29 protein-coding genes and 1 other annotated feature are annotated in these 26,090 nt (G+C 51.6%); of the genes, 15 read left to right on the top strand and 14 right to left on the bottom strand.

From position 1 onward, the window contains the following. Positions 1 to 191 precede the first annotated feature (191 nt). Positions 192 to 674, bottom strand: a complete 483-nt coding sequence (gene smpB, locus FCH32_RS18920; protein WP_096759347.1) for an SsrA-binding protein SmpB — start codon at positions 672 to 674, stop codon at positions 192 to 194. Between the two features lie 154 nt (positions 675 to 828). Here smpB and ratA point away from each other — a divergent pair, with 154 nt between their 5' ends. After that, the gene (gene ratA / locus FCH32_RS18915; RefSeq protein ID WP_115257733.1) at positions 829 to 1,272 is read left to right on the top strand and encodes a type II toxin-antitoxin system toxin RatA; all 444 of its coding nucleotides are present in this window, start codon (positions 829 to 831) and stop codon (positions 1,270 to 1,272) included. A gap of 1 nt (position 1,273) precedes the next feature. Further along, on the top strand, positions 1,274 to 1,552 hold the full coding sequence (locus FCH32_RS18910; protein ID WP_217439082.1) for an RnfH family protein: 279 nt from the start codon (positions 1,274 to 1,276) through the stop codon (positions 1,550 to 1,552). Positions 1,553 to 1,606: 54 nt separating this feature from the next. Here the strand turns inward: FCH32_RS18910 and bamE are convergent, their stop codons facing one another. The 3 genes from bamE to nadK all read right to left on the bottom strand — a co-directional run bounded on the left by bamE (position 1,607) and on the right by nadK (position 4,726). Next, the gene (bamE, locus tag FCH32_RS18905; protein ID WP_115257734.1) at positions 1,607 to 1,951 is read right to left on the bottom strand and encodes an outer membrane protein assembly factor BamE; all 345 of its coding nucleotides are present in this window, start codon (positions 1,949 to 1,951) and stop codon (positions 1,607 to 1,609) included. A 149-nt stretch (positions 1,952 to 2,100) separates the two neighbouring features. Next, the gene (gene recN, locus FCH32_RS18900) at positions 2,101 to 3,762 is read right to left on the bottom strand and encodes a DNA repair protein RecN (protein WP_174361338.1); all 1,662 of its coding nucleotides are present in this window, start codon (positions 3,760 to 3,762) and stop codon (positions 2,101 to 2,103) included. An 85-nt stretch (positions 3,763 to 3,847) separates the two neighbouring features. Continuing rightward, positions 3,848 to 4,726: an NAD(+) kinase gene (gene nadK, locus FCH32_RS18895; RefSeq protein WP_096756091.1), complete on the bottom strand. Its 879-nt coding sequence runs from the start codon at positions 4,724 to 4,726 to the stop codon at positions 3,848 to 3,850. A gap of 121 nt (positions 4,727 to 4,847) precedes the next feature. On the opposite strand from nadK, the gene grpE reads away from it, so the two are divergent. Then, positions 4,848 to 5,441, top strand: a complete 594-nt coding sequence (grpE, locus tag FCH32_RS18890) for a nucleotide exchange factor GrpE (protein ID WP_174361337.1) — start codon at positions 4,848 to 4,850, stop codon at positions 5,439 to 5,441. 49 nt (positions 5,442 to 5,490) lie between these two features. Here grpE and FCH32_RS18885 read toward each other — a convergent pair whose 3' ends face one another. Together FCH32_RS18885 and FCH32_RS18880 are read right to left on the bottom strand one after the other, a co-directional pair. After that, positions 5,491 to 6,783 carry a CNNM domain-containing protein gene (locus FCH32_RS18885; RefSeq protein ID WP_174361336.1) on the bottom strand — a complete coding sequence of 431 codons (1,293 nt, stop codon included), beginning with the start codon at positions 6,781 to 6,783 and terminating at the stop codon, positions 5,491 to 5,493. 18 nt (positions 6,784 to 6,801) lie between these two features. Beyond that, positions 6,802 to 7,593, bottom strand: coding sequence for a cytochrome C assembly family protein (locus FCH32_RS18880; RefSeq protein ID WP_096756093.1), 792 nt, complete (start codon positions 7,591 to 7,593; stop codon positions 6,802 to 6,804). Positions 7,594 to 7,758: 165 nt separating this feature from the next. On the opposite strand from FCH32_RS18880, the gene ffh reads away from it, so the two are divergent. From ffh to FCH32_RS18845, 7 genes are all read left to right on the top strand, one after another. Further along, entirely contained in the window at positions 7,759 to 9,120 is a 1,362-nt protein-coding gene (ffh, locus tag FCH32_RS18875) for a signal recognition particle protein (protein ID WP_096756094.1), read from the top strand. A 251-nt stretch (positions 9,121 to 9,371) separates the two neighbouring features. Next, on the top strand, positions 9,372 to 9,620 hold the full coding sequence (gene rpsP, locus FCH32_RS18870; protein WP_003031228.1) for a 30S ribosomal protein S16: 249 nt from the start codon (positions 9,372 to 9,374) through the stop codon (positions 9,618 to 9,620). A gap of 18 nt (positions 9,621 to 9,638) precedes the next feature. Further along, complete coding sequence (gene rimM, locus FCH32_RS18865; protein ID WP_096756095.1) at positions 9,639 to 10,187, top strand: ribosome maturation factor RimM; 549 nt, start codon at positions 9,639 to 9,641, stop codon at positions 10,185 to 10,187. A gap of 44 nt (positions 10,188 to 10,231) precedes the next feature. Continuing rightward, a complete protein-coding gene (trmD, locus tag FCH32_RS18860) occupies positions 10,232 to 10,999 on the top strand; it encodes a tRNA (guanosine(37)-N1)-methyltransferase TrmD (RefSeq protein WP_115257737.1) in 768 nt (255 codons plus the stop codon). A 39-nt stretch (positions 11,000 to 11,038) separates the two neighbouring features. Then, complete coding sequence (gene rplS / locus FCH32_RS18855; protein WP_002914145.1) at positions 11,039 to 11,386, top strand: 50S ribosomal protein L19; 348 nt, start codon at positions 11,039 to 11,041, stop codon at positions 11,384 to 11,386. Between the two features lie 135 nt (positions 11,387 to 11,521). Next, entirely contained in the window at positions 11,522 to 11,932 is a 411-nt protein-coding gene (locus tag FCH32_RS18850) for a DUF2946 domain-containing protein (protein WP_416335748.1), read from the top strand. Between the two features lie 63 nt (positions 11,933 to 11,995). Next, positions 11,996 to 13,357, top strand: coding sequence for a PepSY-associated TM helix domain-containing protein (locus FCH32_RS18845; RefSeq protein WP_174361335.1), 1,362 nt, complete (start codon positions 11,996 to 11,998; stop codon positions 13,355 to 13,357). 4 nt (positions 13,358 to 13,361) lie between these two features. Here FCH32_RS18845 and FCH32_RS18840 read toward each other — a convergent pair whose 3' ends face one another. The 4 genes from FCH32_RS18840 to FCH32_RS18825 all read right to left on the bottom strand — a co-directional run bounded on the left by FCH32_RS18840 (position 13,362) and on the right by FCH32_RS18825 (position 16,127). Further along, positions 13,362 to 13,844 carry an OmpA family protein gene (locus tag FCH32_RS18840; protein WP_174361334.1) on the bottom strand — a complete coding sequence of 161 codons (483 nt, stop codon included), beginning with the start codon at positions 13,842 to 13,844 and terminating at the stop codon, positions 13,362 to 13,364. A 12-nt stretch (positions 13,845 to 13,856) separates the two neighbouring features. Beyond that, entirely contained in the window at positions 13,857 to 15,083 is a 1,227-nt protein-coding gene (dgcN, locus tag FCH32_RS18835; protein WP_115257739.1) for a diguanylate cyclase DgcN/YfiN, read from the bottom strand. Beyond that, positions 15,076 to 15,594: a regulatory sequestration protein YfiR gene (yfiR, locus tag FCH32_RS18830; protein WP_096756100.1), complete on the bottom strand. Its 519-nt coding sequence runs from the start codon at positions 15,592 to 15,594 to the stop codon at positions 15,076 to 15,078. Before yfiR ends, dgcN begins: the two co-directional genes overlap by 8 nt. A gap of 158 nt (positions 15,595 to 15,752) precedes the next feature. Next, positions 15,753 to 16,127 carry a DUF2799 domain-containing protein gene (locus FCH32_RS18825; protein ID WP_096756101.1) on the bottom strand — a complete coding sequence of 125 codons (375 nt, stop codon included), beginning with the start codon at positions 16,125 to 16,127 and terminating at the stop codon, positions 15,753 to 15,755. A 215-nt stretch (positions 16,128 to 16,342) separates the two neighbouring features. On the opposite strand from FCH32_RS18825, the gene aroF reads away from it, so the two are divergent. Next, a complete protein-coding gene (gene aroF / locus FCH32_RS18820) occupies positions 16,343 to 17,413 on the top strand; it encodes a 3-deoxy-7-phosphoheptulonate synthase AroF (protein ID WP_096756102.1) in 1,071 nt (356 codons plus the stop codon). 10 nt (positions 17,414 to 17,423) lie between these two features. After that, entirely contained in the window at positions 17,424 to 18,545 is a 1,122-nt protein-coding gene (gene tyrA, locus FCH32_RS18815; protein ID WP_115257741.1) for a bifunctional chorismate mutase/prephenate dehydrogenase, read from the top strand. A gap of 47 nt (positions 18,546 to 18,592) precedes the next feature. Here the strand turns inward: tyrA and pheA are convergent, their stop codons facing one another. The 4 genes from pheA to bamD all read right to left on the bottom strand — a co-directional run bounded on the left by pheA (position 18,593) and on the right by bamD (position 21,350). Continuing rightward, the gene (gene pheA / locus FCH32_RS18810; protein WP_096756104.1) at positions 18,593 to 19,753 is read right to left on the bottom strand and encodes a bifunctional chorismate mutase/prephenate dehydratase; all 1,161 of its coding nucleotides are present in this window, start codon (positions 19,751 to 19,753) and stop codon (positions 18,593 to 18,595) included. Between the two features lie 22 nt (positions 19,754 to 19,775). After that, positions 19,776 to 19,901: a sequence feature (Phe leader region), on the bottom strand. Continuing rightward, positions 19,853 to 19,900, bottom strand: a complete 48-nt coding sequence (gene pheL, locus FCH32_RS18805; protein ID WP_101706155.1) for a pheA operon leader peptide PheL — start codon at positions 19,898 to 19,900, stop codon at positions 19,853 to 19,855. (Overlaps the previous feature by 48 nt.) Before the next feature lie 103 nt (positions 19,902 to 20,004). After that, positions 20,005 to 20,343 carry a ribosome-associated translation inhibitor RaiA gene (raiA, locus tag FCH32_RS18800; RefSeq protein ID WP_096756105.1) on the bottom strand — a complete coding sequence of 113 codons (339 nt, stop codon included), beginning with the start codon at positions 20,341 to 20,343 and terminating at the stop codon, positions 20,005 to 20,007. A gap of 269 nt (positions 20,344 to 20,612) precedes the next feature. Then, positions 20,613 to 21,350: an outer membrane protein assembly factor BamD gene (gene bamD, locus FCH32_RS18795; RefSeq protein ID WP_096756107.1), complete on the bottom strand. Its 738-nt coding sequence runs from the start codon at positions 21,348 to 21,350 to the stop codon at positions 20,613 to 20,615. Between the two features lie 131 nt (positions 21,351 to 21,481). Between bamD and rluD the strand changes: the two genes are divergently transcribed. From rluD to clpB, 3 genes are all read left to right on the top strand, one after another. Further along, entirely contained in the window at positions 21,482 to 22,462 is a 981-nt protein-coding gene (gene rluD / locus FCH32_RS18790; protein WP_096756108.1) for a 23S rRNA pseudouridine(1911/1915/1917) synthase RluD, read from the top strand. Further along, entirely contained in the window at positions 22,459 to 23,190 is a 732-nt protein-coding gene (yfiH, locus tag FCH32_RS18785; RefSeq protein ID WP_115257743.1) for a purine nucleoside phosphorylase YfiH, read from the top strand. The genes rluD and yfiH overlap by 4 nt, the downstream gene beginning before the upstream one ends. Before the next feature lie 129 nt (positions 23,191 to 23,319). After that, positions 23,320 to 25,893, top strand: coding sequence for an ATP-dependent chaperone ClpB (gene clpB / locus FCH32_RS18780; RefSeq protein WP_115257744.1), 2,574 nt, complete (start codon positions 23,320 to 23,322; stop codon positions 25,891 to 25,893). Positions 25,894 to 26,090: the final 197 nt, after the last annotated feature.

Genomic DNA, 26,090 nt, shown 5'->3' with positions numbered 1-26,090 from the left:
AGACGGAAAAAATTCTTGAGGTTTTATTTTTATTGGACTACAGGCATCATGAAATAACACGGTGATTTACTTGATATTTGAACGATTCAGCAGTATTAAACTATAAGTGTGATGAATATATTGAGGGGGATTCAATAACTAAATAATAAGGACCAGTCCCATAATGAGAGACTGGTCACAAAACAAAGGTGTTATCTGCCAGCATTTTTCATAATACGTGCTTTATCCACCTGCCACTCACGCTCTTTCACATCGGAACGTTTATCGTGCTGTTTCTTACCTTTAGCGACGCCAATTTTCACTTTGCACCAGGCGTTTTTCCAGTACAGAGACAGTGCCACGACGGTGTAACCTTCGCGGTTCATTCGGCCATACAGCGAATCGAGCTCGCGCTGGTTTAACAGCAGTTTACGGGTACGAGTGGGATCGCAGACCACGTGCGTTGAGGCAACTGCCATCGGGATAAAGTTGGCGCCAAACAGGTAAGCTTCACCGTCTTTAAGAATGACATAGCTGTCGCTGATGTTGGCTTTACCCGCGCGCAGGGATTTGACTTCCCAGCCTTGCAGAGCGAGTCCAGCTTCGAACTCTTCTTCAATAAAGTATTCGTGTCGTGCGCGCTTGTTAAGCGCGATTGTGGCTGAGCCAGGTTTGTGTGCTTTTTTCTTCGTCATAATGCCGCTCAGTATAGGTAATCTGGAATCGAAAAACACCCCATTTCATCCAGCGGGGCGCAAGGCGCTATCTTAGCACGAGTTGGGCTATAGCGTTTTTTTTAGCGGATGATAAATGGTATTATTTGCTCGATTGATATAGATGGAAATTGTTATGCCTCAGATTAGCCGGACCGCTTTAGTACCTTACAGTGCGGAACAGATGTATCAGCTAGTGAATGATGTGAAATCCTATCCCCAGTTTTTACCGGGTTGCACCGGAAGCCGCGTACTGGAGTCGACTCCTGGACAGATGACGGCAGCGGTGGATGTGTCTAAAGCAGGGATCAGCAAAACGTTCACCACGCGCAACCAGTTGACTAATAACCAGAGCATTCTGATGCATCTGGTCGATGGCCCCTTCAAAAAACTCATTGGCGGGTGGAAGTTTACGCCGCTCAGTCATGAAGCGTGCCGTATTGAGTTTCAGCTTGATTTTGAGTTCACTAACAAGCTCATTGAGCTGGCGTTTGGCCGTATCTTTAAAGAGCTGGCGTCGAACATGGTGCAAGCCTTCACGGTGCGTGCGAAAGAGGTTTACAGTGTCAGTGTCAGCTAAAATGGTCGTCGAAGTCGCGTATGCGCTACCCGAAAAGCAATATTTACAGCGCGTGACGCTGCAAGAGGGCGCGACGGTTGAAGAGGCCATTCGCGCGTCTGGATTACTGGAATTGCGCCCTGATATCGACCTCAGTAAAAACAAAGTGGGGATCTACAGCCGCCCGGTAAAACTTGCTGATGCTGTGCATGATGGGGATCGGGTAGAAATTTACCGGCCATTGATTGCCGATCCAAAAGAGTTGCGCAGGAAGCGGGCGGAGAAGTCTGCCAACAAATAGCAGGCAATAAAAAAGGTGCTCAGCGAGCACCTTTTTTGCTATCTGAAGACCTACTTATTGATTACCGGTCAATGCGGGCTTGTTATCAATATTGGTCAACACGCCATTGCTGTTAAAGGTCAGCGTCAGCGTTTGCTGCGTTACGCCTTCGTGTCCTGGTTGCTGACGGAACACATAGAACCAGGTGTTGGTGCCAAAAGGATCGGACATCATCGGTGTACCCAGAGCATAAGCAACCTGCTGTTGCGTCATACCGACACGAACTTTGGACACATCGTTAGCGGTCAGATAGTTTCCCTGGTTGATGTCAGGACGGTAAACCACTCGCTCCAGAGTGGAACAGCCTGCGGTCAACATCAGTAGTACTGCTGCAGCAGCAGTCAGCGTTTTACAGCGCATAGTGATTTGATTCCTTTTCGGGCCCGAGCAGTACGCGGCTCATATGTAATATGCCGATGATAATAGACCTTTCACCACTTTAAAACCTTTTGCTGTCGGGTCGGACGGCGATTTTATGTTGAACTCAGACCGTTACAAGAGAAAAAAGTTTATGCTGCCAGCAGTTCTTTTGCATTTGCGAGGGTATTGCGCGTCACTTCGCTACCGCCAAGTAAGCGGGCGAGCTCCTGCAGGCGCGCGCGTTTATCCAGTGGTTGCATATGTGTTTCGGTCATCGCGCCGTCGGTTTCTTTGCTGACGTAGAAGTGTTGATGTCCGCAACCGGCAACCTGCGGCAGGTGCGTGACGCACATAACCTGCGTGGATTCACCGAGCTGGCGCAGTAGTTTGCCGACGACCGCGGCTGTTGGACCGCTAATACCGACATCCACTTCATCGAAAATCAGCGCCGGAGTTTCCATTTTACGAGCGGTGATCACCTGAATAGCCAGTGCGATACGCGACAGTTCCCCCCCAGATGCGACTTTTGCTATAGGCTGTATCGGCTGGCCTGGGTTGGTGGTGACCTTAAATTCAATGCGATCGGCACCGTCTACACTCAGATGGTGTTCATCAAACTTCACCTCAATGCAAAAGAGTCCGTGCGGCATAGAAAGTGCTTGCATGCTCTCTGTAATGAGCTGCCCTAACTCCTGAGCATAGTGTTGGCGCTGGTGGTGCAGCGTCTTTGCTGTTTCCAGTGCCAGCTTGTGATGAGTGTTCACCGCCAGAGTGAGGGTTTCGAGTGAATCTGCCTGATCGTCAAGTTGCTGCTGTTCGTCCAGCAGGGACTGATAGAACTGCGGGAGCGCTTCAGGTGCGACATGGTGTTTGCGCGCCAGAGAGATTTGTTTTGCGATGCGCTGCTCAAGCTCGAATAACCGGTTAGGGTCCAGATCCAGCCGGTCACAATAGTGGCGCAGCTCGTCGCTGGCTTCGCTGAGTTGAATGGTTGCCTCTTCAAGCATGTCCAGAATACCGGAAAGCTTATTGTCCATACCCGCCAGTTCGCTGACCAACTGCTTTGCCGTGTACAGCTGGCTTTGCAGATTAGCGTCTTCGCCATCTGCCATGATAGCCAGCGCCTGTTGGCTGGTGGTGAGCAACTGCCCGCTGTTAGCCAGGCGCTTGTACTCTTCATCGATCTGCTCAAACTCACCCGCCTGCGGGCTAAATTCGTTTAGCTCTTTCAACTGATACTGCAACAGCTCTGCCCGGGCAGCGCGTTCCTGGCTTTGCTGCTGATGATGTGCCAGGTCGCGGCAGCTCTGATGCCACAGTTGATAGCGCGTCGCCATTTCCTGAATAAGAGATGCCTCATTGGCATAGCCGTCCAGCAGGGATTTTTGGTGTTCAGATTTCGTCAGCAGTTGATGCGCGTGCTGGCCGTGGATTTGAATTAACAACTGGCCGAGCTCGCGAAGCTGCGACAGTGGTACCGCGGTGCCGTTGATAAAGCCACGGGAACGCCCATCGCTACTGATAACGCGGCGTAGCAAGCATTCACGACCTTCTTCAAGCTGGTTTTCTTCGAGCCATTGCAGCGCCGCTGGCGTGTCCTTCAGGGAGAAGCGGGCACACAGATCGGCACGCGTAGCGCCAGCGCGCACCATGTCGGCATCGGCACGTCCGCCAAGGCACAAACCGAGGGCATCAATGGCAATGGACTTACCCGCCCCGGTCTCACCGGTGATGACGGTCATTCCGCTCTGAAAATCGATCTCAAGTTCACGAACGATAGCAAAATTGCTGATGGTCAGTTGTGCCAACATAGCTGTTTTCCTGTATGAAAAACCATAACTGTAATTACATACAGTATAAACTGGTTTTTTATACAGTAAAGAGGCTGAAGGTAAATTAAAATAATTTTTTTGACCAGCCGAGCTTGGTACTTAATGTATTGAAATAGCTGTAGTCTTTAGGGTGAATCAGGTTTAAATGATAATCACAGCGGCGAATCAACACGTCTTCACCTTCCTGTATAGGCAGGGCAATCTGGCTGTCGCAGCTAATTTCAAGATCGCTACGGCGGTGTGAGAAGCGCAGGCGAATGGTGCTGCTACTGTTGATCACCAGCGGTCGCGCTGAGAGCGTGTGCGGGAACATTGGTACCAGCGTAATGGCATCCAGAGAAGGCGTCAGGATTGGGCCGCCGGCAGAGAGCGAGTAGGCAGTAGAGCCGGTTGGCGTGGAAATAATCAGTCCGTCTGAACGCTGGGAAAACGCAAAGACCTCATCAATATAGACTTCAAATTCAATCATGTGCGCGACTTTACCCGGGTGCAGCACCACTTCATTGATCGCGGTACTGATACGCTTCTGGCAATCTTGCTGGCACACCTGGGCTTCAAGTAAAAAGCGCTTTTCACTGATGTAATGGCCTTCCAGCACATCGGCTAATTGCTGATGGGCATTGTCCGGGTCAAGGTCGGTGAGAAAGCCCAGGTTGCCACGGTTGATCCCGATGACCTTAATGTCATAGCGTGCCAGAGTGCGCGCAGCACCGAGCATATTGCCATCTCCGCCCACCACTACCGCGAGGTCCGCCTGCTGACCAATTTCTGCCAGCGTGCCGGTTTGCACATTTTTCAGCTGCAGTTCGCGGGCGATTTGTTGCTCCACGATAACCTGATACCCTTTTGTGCACAGCCAGCGGTAAAGCATTTCATGTGTGGTCAGTGCAGTGGGGTGGCGTGGATGCCCCACAATGCCAATACACTTGAAATGTTTATTCATTTTCTCGAGGTCCTTGTAGCGAAGATGAGTGACAATGTGAGTACTTCCCTTGAATCCCTGAATCTTATCCCCATAATAAGTCAAGTTAGCGAGATGAATGCGAAAAAACGCGGAGAAATTCATGAGTAGTAAAGAACAGAAAACGCCTGAGGGGCAAGCCCCGGAAGAAATTATCATGGATCAGCACGAAGAAGTTGAGGCGATTGAACCAGACGCTTCTGCTGAGCAGGTGGATCCGCGCGATGAAAAAATTGCGAATCTGGAAGCTCAGCTTACTGAAGCCGAAACGCGCGAGCGTGACAGCGTGTTGCGCATGAAAGCTGAAATGGAAAACCTGCGTCGTCGTACCGAACTGGACGTAGAAAAGGCGCATAAGTTCGCGCTGGAAAAATTCGTTAACGAACTGCTGCCGGTGCTCGATAGCCTGGACCGTGCGCTGGAAGTAGCGGACAAAGACAACGATGCCATGTCGGCGATGATCGAGGGTATCGAACTGACCCGTAAATCGATGCTGGATGTGGTGGCGAAGTTTGGCGTGCAGGTGGTTGCGGATATCGATGTGCCGATGGACCCGAACGTGCATCAGGCGATTGCCATGGTTGAGTCTGACGACGTTGCGGCCGGTAACGTACTGATGGTGATGCAGAAAGGTTATACCCTGAACGGACGTACCATCCGCGCGGCGATGGTGTCTGTGGCGAAAGCCAAGGGCTAATCAGCCTGTCGCGGCGGGTAATGCAGATGCGTTACCCGCCACGATATTATCATCCCTGGTCCGCCACGCTCTCCCGCAGCGGTTTTACCGGCAAGACCTGCACCTGTTTAATCATATTATCCTGTACGTCGAGAATATCGATATCGTACTGGCCAATGCGCACCCGCGTACCGGCCACCGGGATCTCTTCCAGCGCTTCAAGAATAATCCCGTTTACGGTTCGCGCATCGTCTTCCGGCAGGTGCCAGTTAAAGGCTTTGTTGATTTCGCGAACGTTGGCGCTGCCGTCAATTATCACTGAACCGTCATTTTGCGGGGTGACTTCCTCGGCAAGCGTAGGTGACATGGAGGTGGTGAAGTCGCCGACAATCTCTTCCAGGATATCTTCGACCGTCACCAGGCCCTGAACGTCGCCATATTCGTTAACCACCAGGCCAACTTTCTTTTTGTTGCGCTGAAATTTGATTAGCTGGGTGCTGAGCGGCGTGCCTTCCGGGATGTAATAGATCTCATCAGCGGCGCGCAGCATGGTCTCTTTGGTGAATTCTTTTTTCTCTGCCATCAGGCGCCAGGCTTCGCGTACGCGCAGCATACTAATGGTATCGTCCAGCGAGTCGCGGTAAAGCACAATGCGGCCGTGCGGGGAGTGCGACAGTTGACGCACGATTGATTTCCAGTCGTCGTTGATATCAATCCCGATGATTTCGTTTCGCGGCACCATGATGTCGTCAACGCTGATTTTTTCCAGATCCAACACCGACAGCAGCATATCCTGATTACGGCGCGAGATTTGCGAGCGCGATTCATTCACCAGCGTTCGCAGTTCGTCTTTACTCAGGGAACTGCTTATCACGATATCCGTTTTGATGCCCATCATACGCATCAGCAGACGGGTAATGGTGTTCAGTAACCACACCAGCGGCATCATCAGAATTTGGAGTGGCGCCAGTAAGAAACTGCTGGGATAGGCGACTTTTTCGGGATACAGCGCGGCGATGGTTTTTGGCAGTACTTCAGCAAAAACCAGCACCACAAAGGTCAGCACCCCGGTGGCAATCGCCACACCCGCATCGCCATACAGACGCATACCGACGATGGTGCCAAGCGCGGAGGCGAGAATGTTGACCAGGTTATTGCCGATAAGCACCAGGCTTATCAGGCGGTCCGGTTTGCGCAGGAGTTTTTCAACGCGCTTTGCCTGACGATTCCCCTGCTTGGCCCGGTGGCGCAGGCGGTAGCGGTTCAGGGTCATCATTCCGGTTTCGGAACCGGAAAAATAGGCTGAAATAACCACCATGATGAGAAGCGTAACAATGAGCGTGGTGGTGGAGATGTGTTCCACGTAGGGTTCCTTAAAGACTTAACTCACAAGCTGTTGCAGTATGCGACTACCGAAATAGGCCAGCGTCAGAATGCCTGCACCTGCGACGTTAAACCAGACGACACGACGTCCGCGCCAGCCCTCATGGTAATGTCCCCATAGCAGAACGATATAGACAAACCATGCCACGATAGAGAGCACGGCTTTATCAATATTTTCGGTACTGAACAGGTTGTGCATGTAAAACAGGCCAGTGCACAGGGTCAGCGTCAGCAGAACCACGCCTATCTGAGTGATGTGAAACATTTTGCGTTCAATGCTCATCAGCGGCGGCATTTCATTGTTGAACGCCAGTTTTTTGTTTTTCAGCTGATAATCGATCCACGCCAGCTGCAGTGCGTACAGGGCGGCAATGATCAGCGTGGCATAGGACAAGAGCGAGAGCCCGATGTGGATCATCATGCCCGGTGTGGCTTCAAGGTGGGTGATGTACTCGTTGGGCATAAACGTGGCGCAGGCCAGATTGATTAATGCAAACGCATACACGATCGGCAGCAGCAGCCAGCCGCGATTGCGTGAGGCCACAATGGTCATTACCGTACAGATCATCAGGCTAACCAGAGAACCGACGTTCAGCAGGCTCAGGTTTTGTCCATTCTCGCCACCGGGCAAAATACGTGCTTCCAGGGCAAAAGCGTGGCACACCAGCGCGATAACCGCAGAAAGGATAGCCATACGCCGCCAGCCGCTGTTTTTTTGCAGCAGAGCGGGAACGATCAGCGCAAGGCTGACGGAATAGGCGACAAGGGCGAACAAAGCAAAAACGGGCATATAGGTGTCGACAGTTGACCAGTGATAAAGAAAAGCAGTATAGCGTTACGTGACCGCTGCTCCAACCGTTGCATAACAACAAAGGCGGCTTCATGTTATACTGCGACAAAATTCTGTTGATGTGTCGTGCAAGCGACCGACCGTTTCCACCCCAGGCGAGAGACAATGTTTGATAATTTAACCGATCGTTTGTCGCGCACGCTGCGCAATATCAGTGGCCGTGGACGCCTTACTGAAGACAACGTTAAAGAAACGCTGCGCGAAGTGCGCATGGCGCTGCTGGAAGCTGACGTTGCGCTGCCGGTAGTGCGTGAGTTTATCAATCGCGTAAAAGAGAAAGCGGTTGGTCATGAAGTTAACAAAAGCCTGACCCCGGGTCAGGAATTCGTCAAAATCGTTCGCAGCGAACTGGTTGCGGCGATGGGCGAAGAGAACCAGACCCTGAATCTGGCCGCTCAGCCACCGGCCGTGGTGCTGATGGCGGGTCTGCAGGGTGCCGGTAAAACGACCAGCGTGGCGAAACTGGGTAAGTTCCTGCGCGAGAAGCACAAGAAGAAAGTGCTGGTCGTCTCTGCCGACGTTTATCGTCCGGCGGCGATCAAACAGCTGGAAACGCTGGCTGAGCAGGTTGAAGTCGACTTCTTCCCGTCTGACGTCGGCCAAAAGCCGGTCGATATCGTTAACGCTGCGCTGAAAGAAGCGAAGCTGAAATTCTACGATGTGCTGCTGGTGGATACCGCCGGTCGTCTGCACGTTGACGAAGCGATGATGGACGAAATCAAACAGGTCCACGCGTCTATCAATCCGGTAGAAACGCTGTTTGTTGTCGATGCCATGACCGGTCAGGATGCCGCGAATACCGCAAAAGCCTTCAACGAAGCGCTGCCGTTAACCGGTGTCGTGCTGACGAAAGTCGACGGTGACGCCCGCGGCGGTGCCGCACTCTCTATTCGTCATATCACTGGTAAGCCGATTAAGTTCCTCGGTGTTGGCGAGAAAACCGAAGCGCTGGAGCCATTCCATCCGGACAGGATTGCTTCGCGTATCCTCGGCATGGGCGACGTACTGTCGCTGATCGAAGATATCGAAAGCAAGGTTGACCGCGCGCAGGCTGAGAAGCTGGCGACCAAGCTGAAGAAGGGCGATGGTTTTGACCTGAACGACTTCTTAGAACAGCTTAATCAGATGAAAAACATGGGCGGCATGGCAAGCCTGATGGGCAAGCTGCCGGGCATGGGTCAGATCCCTGACAACGTGAAATCGCAGATGGATGACAAAGTGCTGGTGCGTATGGAAGCGATCATCAATTCGATGACGTTGAAAGAACGTGCCAAGCCGGAAATCATCAAAGGTTCGCGTAAGCGCCGTATCGCTCAGGGCTGCGGTATGCAGGTACAGGACGTTAACCGCCTTCTGAAACAGTTCGACGACATGCAGCGCATGATGAAGAAAATGAAGAAGGGCGGGATGGCCAAGATGATGCGCAATATGAAGGGCATGATGCCGCCAGGATTCCCTGGTAGATAAATATATCGGGCTACCTTATTTGCCATTTTGACGCCGGAGTGTGCTCGAAATGCTCACGTACTGCGTGTACGCTCCGCTTTCTGCGCGCACGCCGACGCCAAACTGGCTGCAACGGTAACGCCCTGGTATCAAGCTTCATCACATGTTGATTGCTTTTTTCTCAGAAATCAGTAAAATTTTCGGGCTTTTAATATGACACCGGGTCCCTTCCCTCGATGGGGCCCGGTGTTTTATTCACACAAGAGGATGTTATGGTTACTATTCGTTTAGCACGTCACGGCGCTAAAAAGCGTCCGTTCTACCAGGTTGTTGTTACTGACAGCCGTAATGCACGCAACGGTCGCTTCATCGAGCGCGTTGGCTTCTTTAACCCAATCGCTAGCGAAAAAGAAGAAGGCACTCGCCTGGATCTGGATCGCATCGCTCACTGGGTTGGCCAGGGCGCGACTATTTCTGATCGCGTAGCTACGCTGATCAAAGCAGCAAACAAAGCAGCTTAATCTGTCACGGTGGTCATGATGAGCAAGCAACTCGCCGCACAGGCGCCCGTAGAACCCATAGTTCTGGGGAAAATGGGGTCTCCTTACGGTATCCGTGGTTGGCTCAGAGTGTTTTCTTCCACTGAAGACGCCGAAAGCATTTTTGACTATCAGCCCTGGTTTATCCAGAAGGCGGGTCAGTGGCAGCAAGTACAGCTGGAAAGCTGGAAGCACCACAATCAGGATCTGATCATCAAGCTGAAAGGTATTGAGGATCGGGATGCGGCGAATGTACTGACGAATTGTGAAATTGTCGTAGATTCCTCGCAGTTGCCAGCGCTGGATGATGGCACTTACTACTGGAAAGACCTTATGGGTTGCCAGGTAGTGACCACTGAAGGCTACGAACTCGGTAAAGTCGTCGATATGATGGAAACCGGATCGAATGACGTCATCGTCATCAAGGCAAACCTGAAAGATGCGTTTGGTATCAAGGAACGTTTAGTACCGTTCCTCGATGGGCAGGTTATCAAGAAAGTCGATCTCACTACTCGTACTATCGAAGTAGATTGGGATCCTGGTTTTTAAACCACCGGATAAACGGTAAAAGTCGGCGTGATGGGGATTGGCTTGTGTTTATAGGTATCGTTAGCCTGTTTCCAGAAATGTTCCGCGCAATTACCGATTACGGGGTAACTGGCCGGGCAGTAAAAAATGGCCTGCTGAACATCCAGAGCTGGAGTCCTCGTGACTTTGCTCATGACCGGCACCGTACCGTGGACGATCGTCCTTACGGCGGCGGACCGGGGATGTTAATGATGGTGCAACCTTTACGGGATGCCATTCATGCAGCAAAAGACGCGGCAGGTGAAGGCGCGAAGGTGATTTATCTGTCACCTCAGGGACGCAAGCTTGATCAAGCGGGCGTGAGCGAACTGGCAACGAATCAAAAGCTGATTCTGGTGTGTGGTCGCTATGAAGGCGTAGATGAGCGCGTAATTCAAACCGAAATTGATGAAGAATGGTCAATCGGCGATTACGTTCTCAGCGGTGGAGAATTAGCAGCGATGACGCTGATTGATTCCGTCTCCCGGTTTATTCCGGGGGTACTGGGTCATGAAGCATCGGCAACGGAGGATTCCTTTGCCGATGGGTTGCTGGACTGCCCGCACTATACCCGACCTGAAGTGTTAGAGCAGATGGAAGTACCGGCAGTTTTGCTGTCGGGGAACCACGCTGAGATACGTCGCTGGCGTTTGAAGCAGTCGCTGGGCCGTACCTGGCTTAGAAGACCTGAACTTCTGGAAAACCTGGCTCTGACTGAAGAGCAAGCAAGGTTGCTGGCGGAGTTCAAAAAGGAACACGCACAACAGCAACATAAACATGATGGGCAGGCGTAAGCCCCCAATATCAGTTTACCCAGGATAAGAGATTAAATTATGAGCAACATTATTAAGCAACTTGAACAAGAACAGATGAAGCAGGACGTACCTTCCTTCCGTCCGGGTGATACCGTGGAAGTGAAAGTATGGGTTGTTGAAGGTTCCAAAAAACGTCTGCAGGCATTCGAGGGCGTGGTTATCGCTATTCGTAACCGCGGTCTGCACTCTGCATTCACTGTTCGTAAAATCTCCAACGGCGAAGGCGTTGAGCGTGTCTTCCAGACTCACTCTCCGGTAGTTGACAGCATTGCTGTTAAACGTCGTGGTGCTGTTCGTAAAGCTAAACTGTACTACCTGCGTGAGCGCACTGGTAAGTCTGCTCGTATCAAAGAGCGTCTTAACTAAGATATCGCTCAGGCGACATCCTGTCAGAAGGGGCTGGCCAATAAGGCTGGCCCCTTTTTTTATCGCCATAAAACTCACATAATTAACTATTAATTCATAAATCATTTACAATGCCCTGTCGTTATTGGAGGGGCAGTGGTTATTGGTGCAATTTTTCGGTTTGGTCATCAGCGCTGCGCGGCATGGCTCGCGTTGTTTGCGATCCTGCTGATCGTCATCGCGCCGCTTATCTCTGTTTCTTTGCAACACGATCCTATGAATGCGATGCCGGGTATGCATCATGATATGGGCATGATGGTGGAACATGCTGAACAACATGGTGACGGCGCCTCGATGACGATGCCCGTCGATCACGGCGAAGCATGCGGCTACTGTGTGCTGCTGGCGCACGTCCCCGGGCTGATACTGACTCTGGTTATTCTGTTGCGCGGCGTGCTGCGGCTACAGAAAAAAACGCCACTACATCCTACGCTGACGTTCTGGTTCTACTTCCCCTGGCTGTATCCCAATACCCGTGCACCACCGTACCGGTCTGCTTTTTCCTGATCCTAAAAATACGTCTGTACGCGTTAGCGTGATGACGCTCTTTGGCTTTTTCTAAGGAAAAGTATGACCACCTGCACCCCGCGTGCGGCATGGGTAACCCTGCTGCGACGCCTTCATTTCTCTATCGGCCTGTTCGTGGGTCCCTTTATTTTTGTCGCGGCACTGACCGGTACGCTCTACGTTGCCACACCGCAACTGGAAGAGGCGCTTTACTCTGAGGCGCTACAGGGAACCGAGCAAGGAGAACCACAATCGCTGGCTGCTCAAATTGCGCTCGCGCAGCAGGTCGTCGGCAATCATTTGCCGGTGTATGCAGTACGCCCTGCGCTTGAGCCAGGAGAGACGACCCGGGTCATGTTTGCAGACCCTGTACTGGCCCCGTCTGAACATCGGGCGATATTTATCGACCCGGTTGCGCTTACGGTAACAGGCGATATGACTGTCTATGGCACCAGTGGGATTTTACCTCTGCGCCAGTGGATCGACTATGCGCACCGTTCCTTGCTGTTGGGGGATATTGGGCGGCTTTATAGCGAACTGGCGGCGTCCTGGATGTGGGTAGCGGCGCTGGGCGGTATTGTGCTTTGGTTTTTCACTCGACCCAGGCGTCGTCTGAATAATCGACTGCAAAAAAACCGTCGTCTGCACGTTACGCTGGGCTGGATTCTGCTAGGCGGGATGTTACTTTTTTCCGCAACCGGTTTAACCTGGTCGCAATGGGCAGGGGGCAATGTGGATAGCATGCGGGCAGCCTTTGGCTGGCTGACGCCGCAGGTAAATACACAGCTCGATGGCGTCCAGCAAATTCATGATGAGCATGCCGGACATCACGTTGGCATGGTAATGCCATCGGCAAGCGTGGTTGACGGCGGGCTTTTTGATGCGGTATTACGCACGGCGCAGACGGCGGGGATTGATGCCAGGAAGCTGGAGATCCGCCCGGCGAAAGATGCGCAGCATGGTTGGACTGTCACCGAGATTGACCGCCGCTGGCCAACCCAGGTGGATGCGGTGTCTGTTGATACAACCACGATGCGGATTATTGACCAGACGCGCTTTGTCGATTTCCCACTGATGGCGAAATTGACGCGTTGGGGCGTTGATTTCCATATGGGGATTCTGTTTGGCGTACTCAATCAGGGGCTGCTGATCGTCTTTGGTGCAGGCCTGTGCCTGATGATCGTGCTGGGCTATCGGCTGTGGTGGATACGCCGACCCGCCGGACCGGCGGTGAATCCGGCACAAACGCTGGTGCAGTGTTGGCTGATGCTCAACGGGAAGGGGCGATGTGCGGTGCTGGTAGTGGCTGGCGTGCTGGGGATGGCGATGCCGGTAGCGGGCGTAAGCCTGCTGCTGTTTATGATGATTGACTGGCTGCGCTGGTACAAAATGTCGCAAAATCTGTTGGCGCAGTCAGCCGAGTAAGACATTAAGGCGTGCTGATGACGACCGCAACGCGGCGGTTTTCGGCACGGCCTTTTGAGCTCTGGTTACTGGCAATCGGGTATTTTTTGCCTAATCCCTGAGTTGTCAGATTGGTGCGTGGGATGTTGGCACCCTGAGCCCAGGCATCTGCCACGACGTTAGCTCGCTTAAGCGACAGTGCTTCGTTATAGCTGTCTTCGCCGTAGTTATCGGTGTGACCATCCAGACGCGCATGATTCAGGCCGGTAGCCGCCAGTTTAGCTGCCATTTCTTGGATCTGTTTTTCACTTTCAGGACGCAGCTTATAGTCATTTTTATCAAACAAAATGGTATCAGACAGACCCAGCGACCAGTCGCCAGATGCTTCGGTAAAGCCGTATGATTTCATGGCTGCAACTTGCTCAGGGGTGAATTTACCCTGAGGGGCCTGACAGCCAGCCAGAATCAGTATGATAAGAATAAATGGCGATAATAGATGTTTCAGCATGTGTGTAATTCCTTATTTTTTAATAATGCGTTCAGAACGCAAATGTTTAGCCTGATACATATTGTGATCGGCGAGTTCTTGTAATTTCTCGGCAGAGGCATGTTCCCACGTCAGCGCAAACCCAATGCTTAGCGTCATGCTTGCCAGATGACCATTGTGAAGGTCAAATGGACGGTTAAACTCTTGCGATAGTGCCGCGCAGATACGCTGAACTTCATTCTCCGAATGCACGCTGTATAGCACCATCGCAAACTCATCGCCTCCGAGCCGGTACGGTTGATGGTGATTGCCACCAAACTCGGCCAGCCTTTTAGCAACTTCAATCAATACCCGGTCTCCTGCTGCATGCCCCCAGGTATCATTAATAAATTTAAAATTATCGCCATCAAGGAATAACAACGCCGAGCTGCTGTGAGCGGATTCGTCGTTCATCAACGCGTTAATGCTGCTACGAAATGCGGCGCGATTAGCAAGTCCGGTCAGGGGATCGTGCAGCGCGGTGCGCAACAACTGAGCATTTTTGGCTTGCAGGCGCAGTTGCCACTCTTCCATCTCATCCAGCAGACTATTAAAGTCCTGGGCAAACAGATGAAACTCTTCAATGCGTTCTTCAGACACGCGGCGTGAGAAGTTGCGGTTGGTGCGAACGTCGTGCACCACCTCGGTAATATTTTGCAGCGCTTCAACAACGCCATTGTGCAAATAGCGGGTGAGCATTAATGCAATACCGGAGGCCAGTAAAATGCATCCGGTAAGCACAGCCAGTGACAGATAGATGAAATGGCTAATGACGCTGTCGCGGGCTGTCAGGCGCACTTCCCCAATGACGTTGCCATTGTGCAAAATAGGCTTTGTCACCGGCTGTGGGAATAGCCAGTGACTGATCAGACCGCTAATCTTTTCTGTTGTATCCTGGGCGTCATAGCGCCAGGTGGCGATCACCTTTTGATTTTTATTGCGTACTTCGGCAACGGAGAATTGCCCCTGTTGCCCTAGCGCAGCCAACGTTTCGTTTGCTGCAACGCTATCAGAAAACACCAGCGAGGCTTCAAGCGATCGGGTCATGGTCGCGGCGGTCAGATCGAGGTTTTTTTGCGCATATTGTTTGAGTGCCAGCACGGAAGAAATGCTCAGCAGCAGCCAGATCAGCGTCATAGTGACCAAAACGCTGACGATGCTGATACGCCGTAGTGTCCGTTTGAACGTTGGGCGTGTTATGGGAGAAATACCCTTATCCATCCTTATTATTCCGTGCAAGCATCAATACGTCTGGACTGACCCTTACACCACTACGTGACAGGGAATCCATATTTACCGAAAACCTCACTTCTTCATTATTTATGATGAGGCAAAAAGCGCTACCAATAACGCATTCGGTATTCTGTTCGGCAATTAATAACAATGCCTTAGTTGGAAATTGACTCTTTAATTCCACCTGAAATGTCGGGGATTCAGTGCCAAAATAAAAACCGTCACACTGAGCTACGACACTGTCTTGTTGCGTATGAACGATGACGGGAAGATAGGGTAACGCTCCGGCATGGGTATCCTGCAGCACACTGGTAAAACGTGATGAAGAGAAGATACACAGTTTGGGCGGACCGGAAAGCGCTGGCCAGCGCGTATAGCTGACGATGCCGGAAACCATGGCGCGTACGGATTTCGCCTCTTCCGTAGCGTTTTGGGCATACAGCGGTAATCCGGACAATAGCAGTGCCAGTAGAAGTATGAGTCGATAAGAAAAGCTCATGAAAAGGTACCTACCAGCGTTAGCCGTAATACGTCGAAATATACTCACGATTGTTCGCAACAAAGTAACATTATTTTACCAGAGCGTCATTATATCTGGATGAATAACATTATCGATTTAAGTTAAATCTTATTGATTTATCGGATATAACTTCTTGTTTAATTTAATCTTATAGAGGCTGCGCCTTCATTTGAACCTTTTTGCCAGGCACTGTGTAATTGGTCGACATTTTCAACGGTATCACAGCTTGGAGGGAAGGTTTTCCCGGCCAGTCCCCTGGCGTAAACAAAATCCTGCTGGCAGGTTTTACGTTGTCCTTCAGCGTAACCCTTAAGATATTCCGTACGATCGATTTCGGGGTCATTGTAGTTGTCGGCAAGAGTTTCATTATCTTTAATGACATACCCTGAAATAGCATCCTGGATCCCGGCATCGTACCAGTCGGTGCCGGTCCAGGTGGGGGCATGGGTATAGGGATCTATCTGACATCCGCTTAGCAGTAACACCAGTACCGTGTTGATAAGTCGCTTCATTGCTGATACTCCCTGGTTTTTTTAAAGCATAGCGGATCTCTTAAATGGCGTGTGTAAATTTAAATTTACGACATTCCGCGCCTGTTAGGCCTGTTTATACTGGCTGTAAATAAAAATTTACGTAAAGTGGATTGAAATCTTTACCCGTTGTGTTATCGTAATTACCTCCTCGCTGAGGAACAACTATCGCAAACGAGCTAAACAGGATCACCACCATGCAAAAAGACGCGCTGAACAACGTACACATTACTGATGAACAGGTTCTGATGACTCCGGAACAACTTAAAATGCAATTCCCGTTGAGTCTGGCGCAAGAGGCGCAAATTGCGCAGTCGCGCAAAACCATTTCTGATATCATCGCCGGTCGCGATCCGCGTTTGCTGGTAGTGTGTGGTCCTTGCTCTATTCATGATCCTGAAATGGCGCTGGAATATGCCCGTCGATTTAAAACCCTTGCCGCAGAGGTCAGCGATAGCCTCTATCTGGTGATGCGTGTCTATTTTGAAAAACCCCGTACCACCGTCGGCTGGAAAGGGTTAATTAACGATCCTCATATGGACGGCTCTTTTGATGTTGAAGCCGGTCTGAAAATTGCGCGTCAGCTGTTGCTTGAACTGGTGAATATGGGGCTGCCGCTGGCGACAGAAGCATTGGATCCCAACAGCCCGCAGTACCTGGGCGATCTGTTTAGCTGGTCCGCTATCGGTGCGCGTACGACTGAATCGCAGACTCACCGTGAAATGGCGTCGGGTCTGTCGATGCCGGTTGGTTTTAAAAATGGCACTGACGGCAGTCTGGCGACAGCGATTAACGCTATGCGCGCAGCAGCTCAGTCTCACCGCTTTGTGGGTATTAACCAGGCAGGACAGGTGGCACTGCTGCAAACGCAGGGTAATCCGGACGGCCATGTGATCCTGCGCGGCGGTAAAGCACCGAATTACAGTCCGGCAGATGTTGCTCAGTGCGAAAAAGAAATGGAGCAGGCGGGACTGCGACCGTCACTGATGGTAGATTGCAGTCATGGTAACTCCAACAAAGATTACCGTCGCCAGCCTGCCGTGGCAGAGTCAGTGGTTGCACAAATTAAAGATGGCAACCGTTCAATCATCGGCCTGATGATTGAAAGCAATATTCACGAAGGCAACCAGTCTTCTGAGCAGCCGCGCAGTGCAATGAAATACGGCGTGTCCGTAACAGATGCCTGCATTAGCTGGGAAATGACGGATGCGTTGTTGCGTGAAATTAATAAAGATTTGAACGGCCAGCTGGCGACGCGCCTGGCTTAAGAGGTGGGTTATGGTGGCTGAATTGACCGCATTACGCGATCAAATTGATGAAGTGGATAAGGCGTTGCTGGATTTGCTGGCGCGCCGTCTTGAACTGGTTGCCGAGGTTGGTGAAGTAAAAAGCCGCTTTGGGTTACCGATTTACGTGCCTGAGCGGGAGGCGTCTATGCTGGCTTCTCGCCGTGCAGAGGCGGAAGCGCTGGGCGTACCGCCTGATCTGATTGAAGATGTATTACGTCGGGTAATGCGTGAGTCGTACTCTAGCGAGAATGACAAAGGATTTAAAACGCTCTGTCCAACGTTACGCCCGGTGGTGATTGTCGGCGGTGGCGGTCAGATGGGACGGCTATTCGAGAAGATGCTTACGCTGTCAGGTTATCAGGTGCGTATTCTTGAACAGCAGGACTGGGATCGTGCCGAGGAGATCGTGGCGGATGCCGGAATGGTGATCGTTAGCGTGCCGATTCACGTTACCGAGCAGGTGATCGCGAAATTACCGCGCTTGCCTGCTGACTGTATCCTGGTCGATCTGGCCTCGGTGAAAAACGGCCCATTACAGGCGATGCTGGCGGCGCACGATGGCCCGGTAGTTGGATTGCATCCGATGTTTGGTCCGGATAGCGGCAGTCTGGCAAAGCAGGTGGTTGTCTGGTGCGATGGACGCCAGCCGGAAGCCTATCAATGGTTCCTGGAACAGATTCAGGTCTGGGGGGCGCGGCTGCATCGGATCAGTGCCGTCGAGCACGATCAGAATATGGCGTTTATCCAGGCATTACGTCACTTCGCGACTTTTGCTTACGGGTTGCACTTAGCAGAAGAGAATGTCCAACTTGAACAGTTACTGGCGCTCTCTTCGCCGATATACCGTCTTGAGCTGGCCATGGTCGGACGCCTGTTTGCCCAGGATCCGCAGCTGTATGCCGACATTATTATGTCGTCAGAAAGTAATCTCGCGTTGATCAAACGGTATTATCAGCGTTTTGGTGAAGCGATTGGTTTACTGGAGCAGGGCGATAAGCAGGCGTTTATCGACAGCTTCCGTAAGGTTGAGCACTGGTTTGGCGATTATGCCAAACGCTTCCAGAGCGAAAGCCGTACGCTACTGCGTCAGGCCAACGATAGCCGCCAGTAGCGTCGATACCGGATGGCGATGCATACGCCATCCGGTATTGTCTTACGTTAGCTCGGATCGACCGGCACCACGTTCTCACTTGGGTAACATCCCAGTACCTTCATCGAACGCGTAATTTCACCCAACTCCTTCAATGCTTTTTGCATTTCCGGCGATTCCAGGTTGGCCTGGATATCGAGATAAAACATCTCTTCCCACGGATTACCGTGAATCGGGCGCGATTCCAGCTTGGTCATAATCAGATTATGGTTGCGTAGCACCAGCAGCGCTTCAACCAGCGCACCCGCCTGTTGCCCTGTCGCTATCAACAGCGTGGTTTTCGCCGGAACCTGGTCGGAAACATTAATAGCCTTGCGTGCTAGCACGACAAAACGGGTAATGTTTTGCGTCTGATTCGCTTCAATATGTTCAAGTACCTGCAGACCGTGCAGCACGCCACCGGCTTCGCTGCCCAAGGCTGCCACGTGCGGTGAGTTCGCCTGGGCAACCTTTTCCATTGCTGCCGAGGTGCTTTCGGTATATTCGATCTTCCAGTGCGGATAACGATTGAGGAATTTGCTGCATTGCTGGAACGGTTGCGGATGGCTGTACACGGTTTCGATGCTATTCAGGTCCGTAGTACCGGAAACCAGCACGCAGTGGTCGATAATAATGGTCATCTCGCCGACGATGGAGAGGCTGGTGTGCTGCAGCAAGTCGTAAACATCGTTGATCGCGCCAGAGCTGGTGTTCTCAATAGGCACGACCGCGTAGTCCGCCTGTCCGGTTTCGACCTGATTAAAGATATCGGCAAACTTGGCGCAACCGCTTTCAATAAATTGCTCAAAATGGCGAGCGGCATACTGACGCGCAGCGAGGTGCGAATACGAGCCTTTTGGCCCCAGAAACGCGACGCGGGCGGAGTGCGGATTGATTTTATTCAGATGCTGCTGCAGGAGCGCCTGCTGGGTGAGAACGGAATCTTCAATAATGAGCTGGAACAGGCGTGTGATGTAGTGGGCATCGAGGTGATGCACTTTACCCAACTGGATCAGTCGGTCCAGCAAATCGCGCTCGCGGTCAATATCGCGCACCGGACGATGAGAAAGCAGTTTTGCTTTACCGACTTCGACGGCCAGACCACGACGCTCAGCCAGCAGGGCCAGTAATTTTTCATCCAGCGAGCTTATCTTATCGCGCAGCGCCAGTAATGGGTTTTCCGATGTCATAGTGTTGCCTTTTTTATTATCAATAAAAAAGGCCCCCCGTTGTGGGAGGCCTTATTGTTCGTCTTCGCATTATTTATCACACGACGAAACGCCTCCCATTCAGGGGAAGGTAAAAAAGAATGCGAAGAAGAACGGAATAAGTTTCATGTCAATTTCCTTTGGCTACGTCAGTTAAAGTACCTGTACTGTTTTCACCCTGTCAACAAAAAACGCGCCCGAAGGCGCGTTGGCGATACACTCAATGTAAGGGACTACTCTTCTTCTGCTTCGACGAAGTTGGCGTCTTTTACTGAAGTTGTTGCACGACGGGCTTCGCCTTTGTGCTGCACTTTATTGAGCTGCCGTTCCAGCTTGTTGATCAAATCGTTAATAGCGGTGTACATATCTTCGTGCTTAGCGCTGGCAACCAAATGTCCGTTCGGTGTATTGATGGTGGCGTCAGCAGTGAAACCCTGTGGCTCCTTGGACAGAATGATATGTGGATTAATCAGATGAGTTTGCCATTTTTCAAGTTTGGCGAGACGGTCTGCGACATGCTGGCGAATTGCCGGAGTAATTTCCATTTGTTTACTGGTAATGTTCATTGTCATAAATTTTACCTCTTGTCTTTCCCGTCTTGGTGATTCCAGCATACCTTTCCTAATGTCAAAATGTGTGATCTAAATCACATTATTTTGTCGCTTTTTGTCAAGAAAACCTTTTTGTGAGGCACCGCAGGAACAGGCGATCTTTTACTTGAGGAATACCTGAAAGCAGGCCATATTTGATAGGATGCGTTGCAGCTAAACCGCTTCAGTTACGGCGTAAACGGATAAAAAAACGGCAGCCCGAGGGCTGCCGTTTTGCATTCAGCGAGGAATCAGGTATTACTGCTGTTGGCGGCAATAATTTTCGCCACTTTTTCGGCCTGTGCAGTCATCTGCATCTGGCGATAGGCGTTTTCCATCAGCGGTAAGGCATCACGTGTTGCCTGGGTATCCGGGAAGTCACGCAGCATACCTTCTACGCGGTTCACCACAGCAACCCACGCGCCGCGTGCGGTGTAGTACTCAGCAACGGAGTACTCATATTTCGCCAGGCGATCTTTCAGGAATACCAGGCGCTTGGTGGCGTCCGTTGTGTACTGGCTATTCGGGTAGCCACGTACCAGTTTGGAAAAGTCATTAAACGCAGCTCGGGCGTGCTGTGGATCGCGATCGCTGCGATCAACACCAAAGAATCCTTGCAGTGCGCTATCATCCAACGCCATATTGGTCAGGCCACGCATATACATGACATAATCAATGTTAGGGTGTGTCGGGTTCAGACGGATAAAACGATCGATGGCGGCCTGAGCGAGCGGCAGATCGGCATTTTTGTAGTAGGCGTAGATGAGATCTAATTGCACCTGCTGAGAATAAGGTCCAAATGGATAGCGATTATCCAACGCTTCCAATTGCGTTATTGCCTGTTTCCAGTTACCGTCCTGCAGCTTTTGCTGAGCAGTCGCGTAGATTTCATTTGGTGGGTTATCGGGCACCTCTTCCTTTGAACCAGAGCAACCCGCCAAAAACAGGCTCAACGTGGCTGCTGCCACCAGGTATTTCATGCGCGTCATGACGTTTTGACTTTCCTCAAAATGTTTTACGGGAGATTCTCTGTTCCTGCTCCCGGTTAAGACCAGCTACAATAGCACACTATATTAAACGGCAAAGCCGTAAAACCCAACGTTAAACGAAGAAGCAGTTTATGGCACAACGAGTAGAACTCACCGCAACAGTCTCCGATAATCAGCTCGGTCAACGCTTAGATCAGGCTTTGGCCGAATTGTTCCCTGATTATTCGCGTTCTCGCATAAAAGAATGGATCCTCGATCAGCGCGTGCTGGTAAACGGGAATCTTTGCGATAAACCGAAAGAAAAAGTTTTGGGTGGAGAACGTGTCTCCATCAATGCTGAAATTGACGAAGAAATTCGTTTTGAAGCGCAAGATATCCCGCTAGATATCGTCTATGAAGATGACGATATTCTGGTCATCAACAAACCACGTGATTTCGTGGTACATCCGGGCGCCGGTAATCCTGATGGCACGGTATTGAATGCGTTACTGCATTACTACCCGCCGATTGCGGATGTTCCTCGTGCAGGTATCGTGCACCGTCTGGATAAGGACACCACCGGATTAATGGTGGTAGCAAAAACGGTTCCGGCGCAAACGCGTTTGGTCGAGTCGCTACAGCTGCGTGAAATTACGCGTGAGTACGAAGCCGTAGCGATTGGTCATATGACAGCCGGTGGCACTGTAGAAGAGCCTATCAGCCGTCATCCCACCAAACGTACGCATATGTCCGTGCATCCTATGGGGAAACCTGCGGTGACGCATTACCGCATTATGGAGCACTTCCGTGTACACACGCGCCTTAGGCTGCGTCTGGAAACCGGACGTACACACCAGATCCGCGTGCACATGGCGCATATTACCCATCCGCTGGTGGGCGACCAGGTCTACGGCGGCCGTCCACGTCCACCGAAAGGCGCGTCGGATGAATTTATTTCTACGCTGCGTAAGTTCGACCGCCAGGCGCTGCATGCCACCATGCTGCGCTTGTATCACCCAATCACAGGTATCGAAATGGAATGGCATGCGCCAATTCCGCAAGATATGGTTGATCTGATTGCCGTGATGCGTGCCGATTTCGAAGAGCATAAGGATGATGTGGCCTGGCTATGAGTAAGCTAATTGTCCCGCAGTGGCCGCTGCCGCAAGGCGTCGCGGCCTGTAGTTCTACCCGTATTGGTGGCGTCAGTTTGCCGCCGTACGATTCGCTGAATCTGGGGGCCCATTGCGGCGATAACCTGGAACATGTTGAAGAGAACCGCAAACGACTCTTTGCTGCGGGCAATCTGCCTTCAAAACCGGTCTGGCTCGAACAGGTGCACGGTAAAGAGGTTCTGAAACTTACCGGCGAGCCTTATTCTTCTAAGCGTGCGGATGCGTCCTACAGCAATACGCCGGGCACCGTGTGTGCAGTGATGACGGCAGACTGTTTGCCCGTGTTATTTTGTAATCGTGCTGGCACGGAAGTCGCGGCGGCTCATGCGGGCTGGCGCGGGTTATGTGCAGGCGTGCTTGAAGAGACCGTTGCGTGTTTTGCTGATAAACCCGAAAACATTATTGCCTGGTTAGGCCCGGCAATTGGTCCCCGTGCATTTGAAGTGGGGCCTGAAGTGCGTGACGCGTTTATGGTCAAAGATCCACAAGCAGACAGCGCATTTGTGCCACGTGGTGAAAAGTACCTGGCAGATATTTATCAGCTTGCTCGCCAGCGTCTGGCACATGTTGGGGTTGAGAACCTCTACGGCGGTGACCGCTGTACGTTCAGCGAAAGTGAGACTTTCTTCTCTTATCGTCGCGACAAAACCACCGGTCGTATGGCAAGTTTTATTTGGCTGATATAACCTAAAGAATCAAGACGATCCGGTACGCGTAATTTTCTTTTCACATAATTCAGGTCATTCACCTTGAATAATTGAGGGATGACCTCATTTAATCTCCAGTAGCAATTTTGACCTGTTATGGGAGGAGTTATGCGTCTGGATCGTCTTACTAATAAATTCCAGCTTGCACTCGCCGATGCCCAGTCACTCGCACTGGGGCACGACAACCAGTTTATCGAACCACTTCATCTAATGAGCGCCCTGCTTAATCAGGAAGGGGGATCGGTCCGTCCTTTGTTAACGTCTGCTGGCATTAACGCCGGCCAGTTACGCACAGCCATTGATCAGGCATTGAGCCGCTTGCCGCAGGTAGAAGGCACCGGCGGTGATGTGCAGCCTTCTCAGGAGCTGGTGCGTGTACTGAATCTTTGCGACAAGCTGGCGCAAAAACGTGGGGACAATTTTATTTCGTCGGAACTGTTCGTTCTGGCGGCGCTTGAGTCACGCGGTACGCTGACCGATTTATTAAAATCAGCGGGGGCGACGACCGCTAATATCACTCAGGCAATTGAACAGATGCGTGGAGGTGAAAGCGTGAACGACCAAGGGGCTGAAGACCAACGTCAGGCCTTGAAAAAATACACCGTCGACCTGACGGAACGTGCCGAGCAGGGTAAGCTCGATCCGGTTATCGGTCGTGATGAAGAAATTCGTCGCACCATTCAGGTGCTGCAACGCCGTACTAAAAACAATCCGGTATTAATTGGTGAGCCTGGTGTCGGTAAAACGGCCATTGTTGAAGGGCTTGCGCAGCGCATCATTAATGGCGAAGTGCCGGAGGGTTTAAAAGGCCGCCGTGTACTGGCGCTGGATATGGGCGCGCTGGTGGCCGGGGCGAAATATCGCGGTGAATTTGAAGAACGTTTAAAAGGTGTGCTGAACGATCTGTCGAAACAGGAAGGCAATGTCATTCTGTTTATCGATGAGCTGCATACTATGGTTGGCGCAGGTAAAGCCGATGGTGCCATGGATGCCGGGAACATGTTGAAACCGGCACTGGCTCGTGGCGAACTGCACTGTGTAGGGGCTACAACACTTGATGAGTACCGCCAGTACATCGAAAAAGATGCGGCACTGGAACGTCGTTTCCAGAAAGTGTTTGTTGCCGAGCCGAGCGTGGAAGACACCATCGCCATTTTGCGTGGGTTGAAAGAACGCTATGAGCTGCACCACCACGTGCAGATCACTGACCCGGCAATTGTCGCGGCAGCGACGCTATCTCATCGTTACATTGCTGACCGTCAGTTACCGGACAAAGCCATCGATCTTATCGATGAAGCGGCGTCCAGCATTCGTATGCAGATTGACTCCAAGCCGGAAGAACTGGACCGACTCGATCGCCGAATCATCCAGCTCAAACTGGAACAGCAGGCGTTAATGAAAGAGTCTGACGAGGCGAGTAAAAAGCGCCTCGATATGCTTAATGAAGAGCTGGATGACAAAGAGCGTCAGTATTCTGAGCTCGAAGAAGAGTGGAAAGCGGAAAAAGCGTCACTCTCCGGTACGCAGACGATTAAGGCTGAACTGGAGCAGGCGAAAATCGCTATCGAACAGGCTCGTCGGGTGGGTGACCTGGCGCGGATGTCTGAGCTGCAGTACGGCAAAATTCCTGAGCTGGAAAAACAGCTGGAAGCAGCCACTCAGTCTGAAGGCAAAACCATGCGCCTGTTGCGTAATAAAGTGACGGATGCGGAAATCGCCGAAGTACTGGCACGTTGGACGGGGATCCCTGTTGCCCGCATGCTGGAAGGCGAGCGTGAAAAACTGCTGCGTATGGAGCAGGATCTGCATAACCGCGTCATTGGTCAGAACGAAGCGGTGGAAGCGGTATCCAACGCGATTCGCCGTAGCCGTGCAGGGTTGTCCGATCCGAATCGTCCGATCGGTTCGTTCTTGTTCCTTGGGCCAACCGGTGTCGGTAAAACCGAACTGTGTAAAGCGCTGGCTAACTTTATGTTCGACAGCGACGACGCGATGGTTCGTATCGATATGTCTGAGTTTATGGAGAAACACTCTGTCTCTCGTCTGGTCGGTGCGCCCCCGGGATACGTTGGCTATGAAGAGGGCGGTTACTTGACAGAAGCGGTGCGTCGTCGCCCTTATTCCGTCATCCTGCTGGATGAAGTGGAAAAGGCGCATCCGGATGTGTTCAACATTCTGTTGCAGGTGCTGGATGACGGTCGACTGACTGACGGGCAGGGGAGAACGGTCGACTTCCGTAATACGGTGGTCATCATGACTTCTAACTTGGGGTCCGATCTCATTCAGGAACGTTTTGGCGACCTGGACTACGGACACATGAAAGACATGGTGCTGGGCGTGGTCAGCCAAAACTTCCGTCCGGAATTCATTAACCGTATAGATGAAGTTGTTGTCTTCCATCCGTTGGGTGAACAACACATTGCGTCTATTGCCCAGATCCAGCTGCAGCGTCTGTACAAACGTCTGGAAGATCGTGGCTATGAAATCCACATCTCTGACGAGGCGCTTAAACTGCTGAGCGCGAATGGGTACGATCCTGTCTACGGGGCGCGTCCATTGAAACGTGCTATCCAGCAACAGATCGAAAACCCGCTGGCCCAGCAAATCCTGTCGGGTGAGCTGGTTCCTGGAAAAACGATTCGTCTGGAAGTGAATGACGAACGCATTGTGGCAGTGCAGTAAGTCACAAAATACTAAAAACGGGCCCTGCGGGGCTCGTTTTTGTTTAAAAACCAGGCGAAAATAACTTTCCATTACTAGTTTTGATGGAAAAGTAATCGGTTGATAAGTTTTTTGTATTTTCCCCTTGTCAGCCTGAAATAACTCCCTATAATGCGCCTCCACTGACACGGAACAACGGATTACAAGCCGCAGGGTTC

Origin of the sequence: Citrobacter gillenii (assembly GCF_013337685.1) — a bacterium.
GTDB classification, from domain to species: domain Bacteria; phylum Pseudomonadota; class Gammaproteobacteria; order Enterobacterales; family Enterobacteriaceae; genus Citrobacter; species Citrobacter gillenii.
Note: the sequence above shows the minus strand (reverse complement) of the source record. Positions and strands in the feature narration are given on the sequence as shown.

What these genes read in the sequence shown, in the direction of transcription:
- smpB (WP_096759347.1), bottom strand. Translation starts at nt 674, where the DNA reads ATGACGAAGAAAAAAGCACACAAACCTGGCTCAGCCACAATCGCGCTT.
- ratA (WP_115257733.1), top strand. Translation starts at nt 829, where the DNA reads ATGCCTCAGATTAGCCGGACCGCTTTAGTACCTTACAGTGCGGAACAG.
- FCH32_RS18910 (WP_217439082.1), top strand. Translation starts at nt 1,274, where the DNA reads ATGGTCGTCGAAGTCGCGTATGCGCTACCCGAAAAGCAATATTTACAG.
- bamE (WP_115257734.1), bottom strand. Translation starts at nt 1,951, where the DNA reads ATGCGCTGTAAAACGCTGACTGCTGCTGCAGCAGTACTACTGATGTTG.
- recN (WP_174361338.1), bottom strand. Translation starts at nt 3,762, where the DNA reads ATGTTGGCACAACTGACCATCAGCAATTTTGCTATCGTTCGTGAACTT.
- nadK (WP_096756091.1), bottom strand. Translation starts at nt 4,726, where the DNA reads ATGAATAAACATTTCAAGTGTATTGGCATTGTGGGGCATCCACGCCAC.
- grpE (WP_174361337.1), top strand. Translation starts at nt 4,848, where the DNA reads ATGAGTAGTAAAGAACAGAAAACGCCTGAGGGGCAAGCCCCGGAAGAA.
- FCH32_RS18880 (WP_096756093.1), bottom strand. Translation starts at nt 7,593, where the DNA reads ATGCCCGTTTTTGCTTTGTTCGCCCTTGTCGCCTATTCCGTCAGCCTT.
- ffh (WP_096756094.1), top strand. Translation starts at nt 7,759, where the DNA reads ATGTTTGATAATTTAACCGATCGTTTGTCGCGCACGCTGCGCAATATC.
- rpsP (WP_003031228.1), top strand. Translation starts at nt 9,372, where the DNA reads ATGGTTACTATTCGTTTAGCACGTCACGGCGCTAAAAAGCGTCCGTTC.
- rimM (WP_096756095.1), top strand. Translation starts at nt 9,639, where the DNA reads ATGAGCAAGCAACTCGCCGCACAGGCGCCCGTAGAACCCATAGTTCTG.
- rplS (WP_002914145.1), top strand. Translation starts at nt 11,039, where the DNA reads ATGAGCAACATTATTAAGCAACTTGAACAAGAACAGATGAAGCAGGAC.
- FCH32_RS18845 (WP_174361335.1), top strand. Translation starts at nt 11,996, where the DNA reads ATGACCACCTGCACCCCGCGTGCGGCATGGGTAACCCTGCTGCGACGC.
- FCH32_RS18840 (WP_174361334.1), bottom strand. Translation starts at nt 13,844, where the DNA reads ATGCTGAAACATCTATTATCGCCATTTATTCTTATCATACTGATTCTG.
- dgcN (WP_115257739.1), bottom strand. Translation starts at nt 15,083, where the DNA reads ATGGATAAGGGTATTTCTCCCATAACACGCCCAACGTTCAAACGGACA.
- yfiR (WP_096756100.1), bottom strand. Translation starts at nt 15,594, where the DNA reads ATGAGCTTTTCTTATCGACTCATACTTCTACTGGCACTGCTATTGTCC.
- FCH32_RS18825 (WP_096756101.1), bottom strand. Translation starts at nt 16,127, where the DNA reads ATGAAGCGACTTATCAACACGGTACTGGTGTTACTGCTAAGCGGATGT.
- aroF (WP_096756102.1), top strand. Translation starts at nt 16,343, where the DNA reads ATGCAAAAAGACGCGCTGAACAACGTACACATTACTGATGAACAGGTT.
- tyrA (WP_115257741.1), top strand. Translation starts at nt 17,424, where the DNA reads ATGGTGGCTGAATTGACCGCATTACGCGATCAAATTGATGAAGTGGAT.
- pheA (WP_096756104.1), bottom strand. Translation starts at nt 19,753, where the DNA reads ATGACATCGGAAAACCCATTACTGGCGCTGCGCGATAAGATAAGCTCG.
- raiA (WP_096756105.1), bottom strand. Translation starts at nt 20,343, where the DNA reads ATGACAATGAACATTACCAGTAAACAAATGGAAATTACTCCGGCAATT.
- bamD (WP_096756107.1), bottom strand. Translation starts at nt 21,350, where the DNA reads ATGACGCGCATGAAATACCTGGTGGCAGCAGCCACGTTGAGCCTGTTT.
- rluD (WP_096756108.1), top strand. Translation starts at nt 21,482, where the DNA reads ATGGCACAACGAGTAGAACTCACCGCAACAGTCTCCGATAATCAGCTC.
- yfiH (WP_115257743.1), top strand. Translation starts at nt 22,459, where the DNA reads ATGAGTAAGCTAATTGTCCCGCAGTGGCCGCTGCCGCAAGGCGTCGCG.
- clpB (WP_115257744.1), top strand. Translation starts at nt 23,320, where the DNA reads ATGCGTCTGGATCGTCTTACTAATAAATTCCAGCTTGCACTCGCCGAT.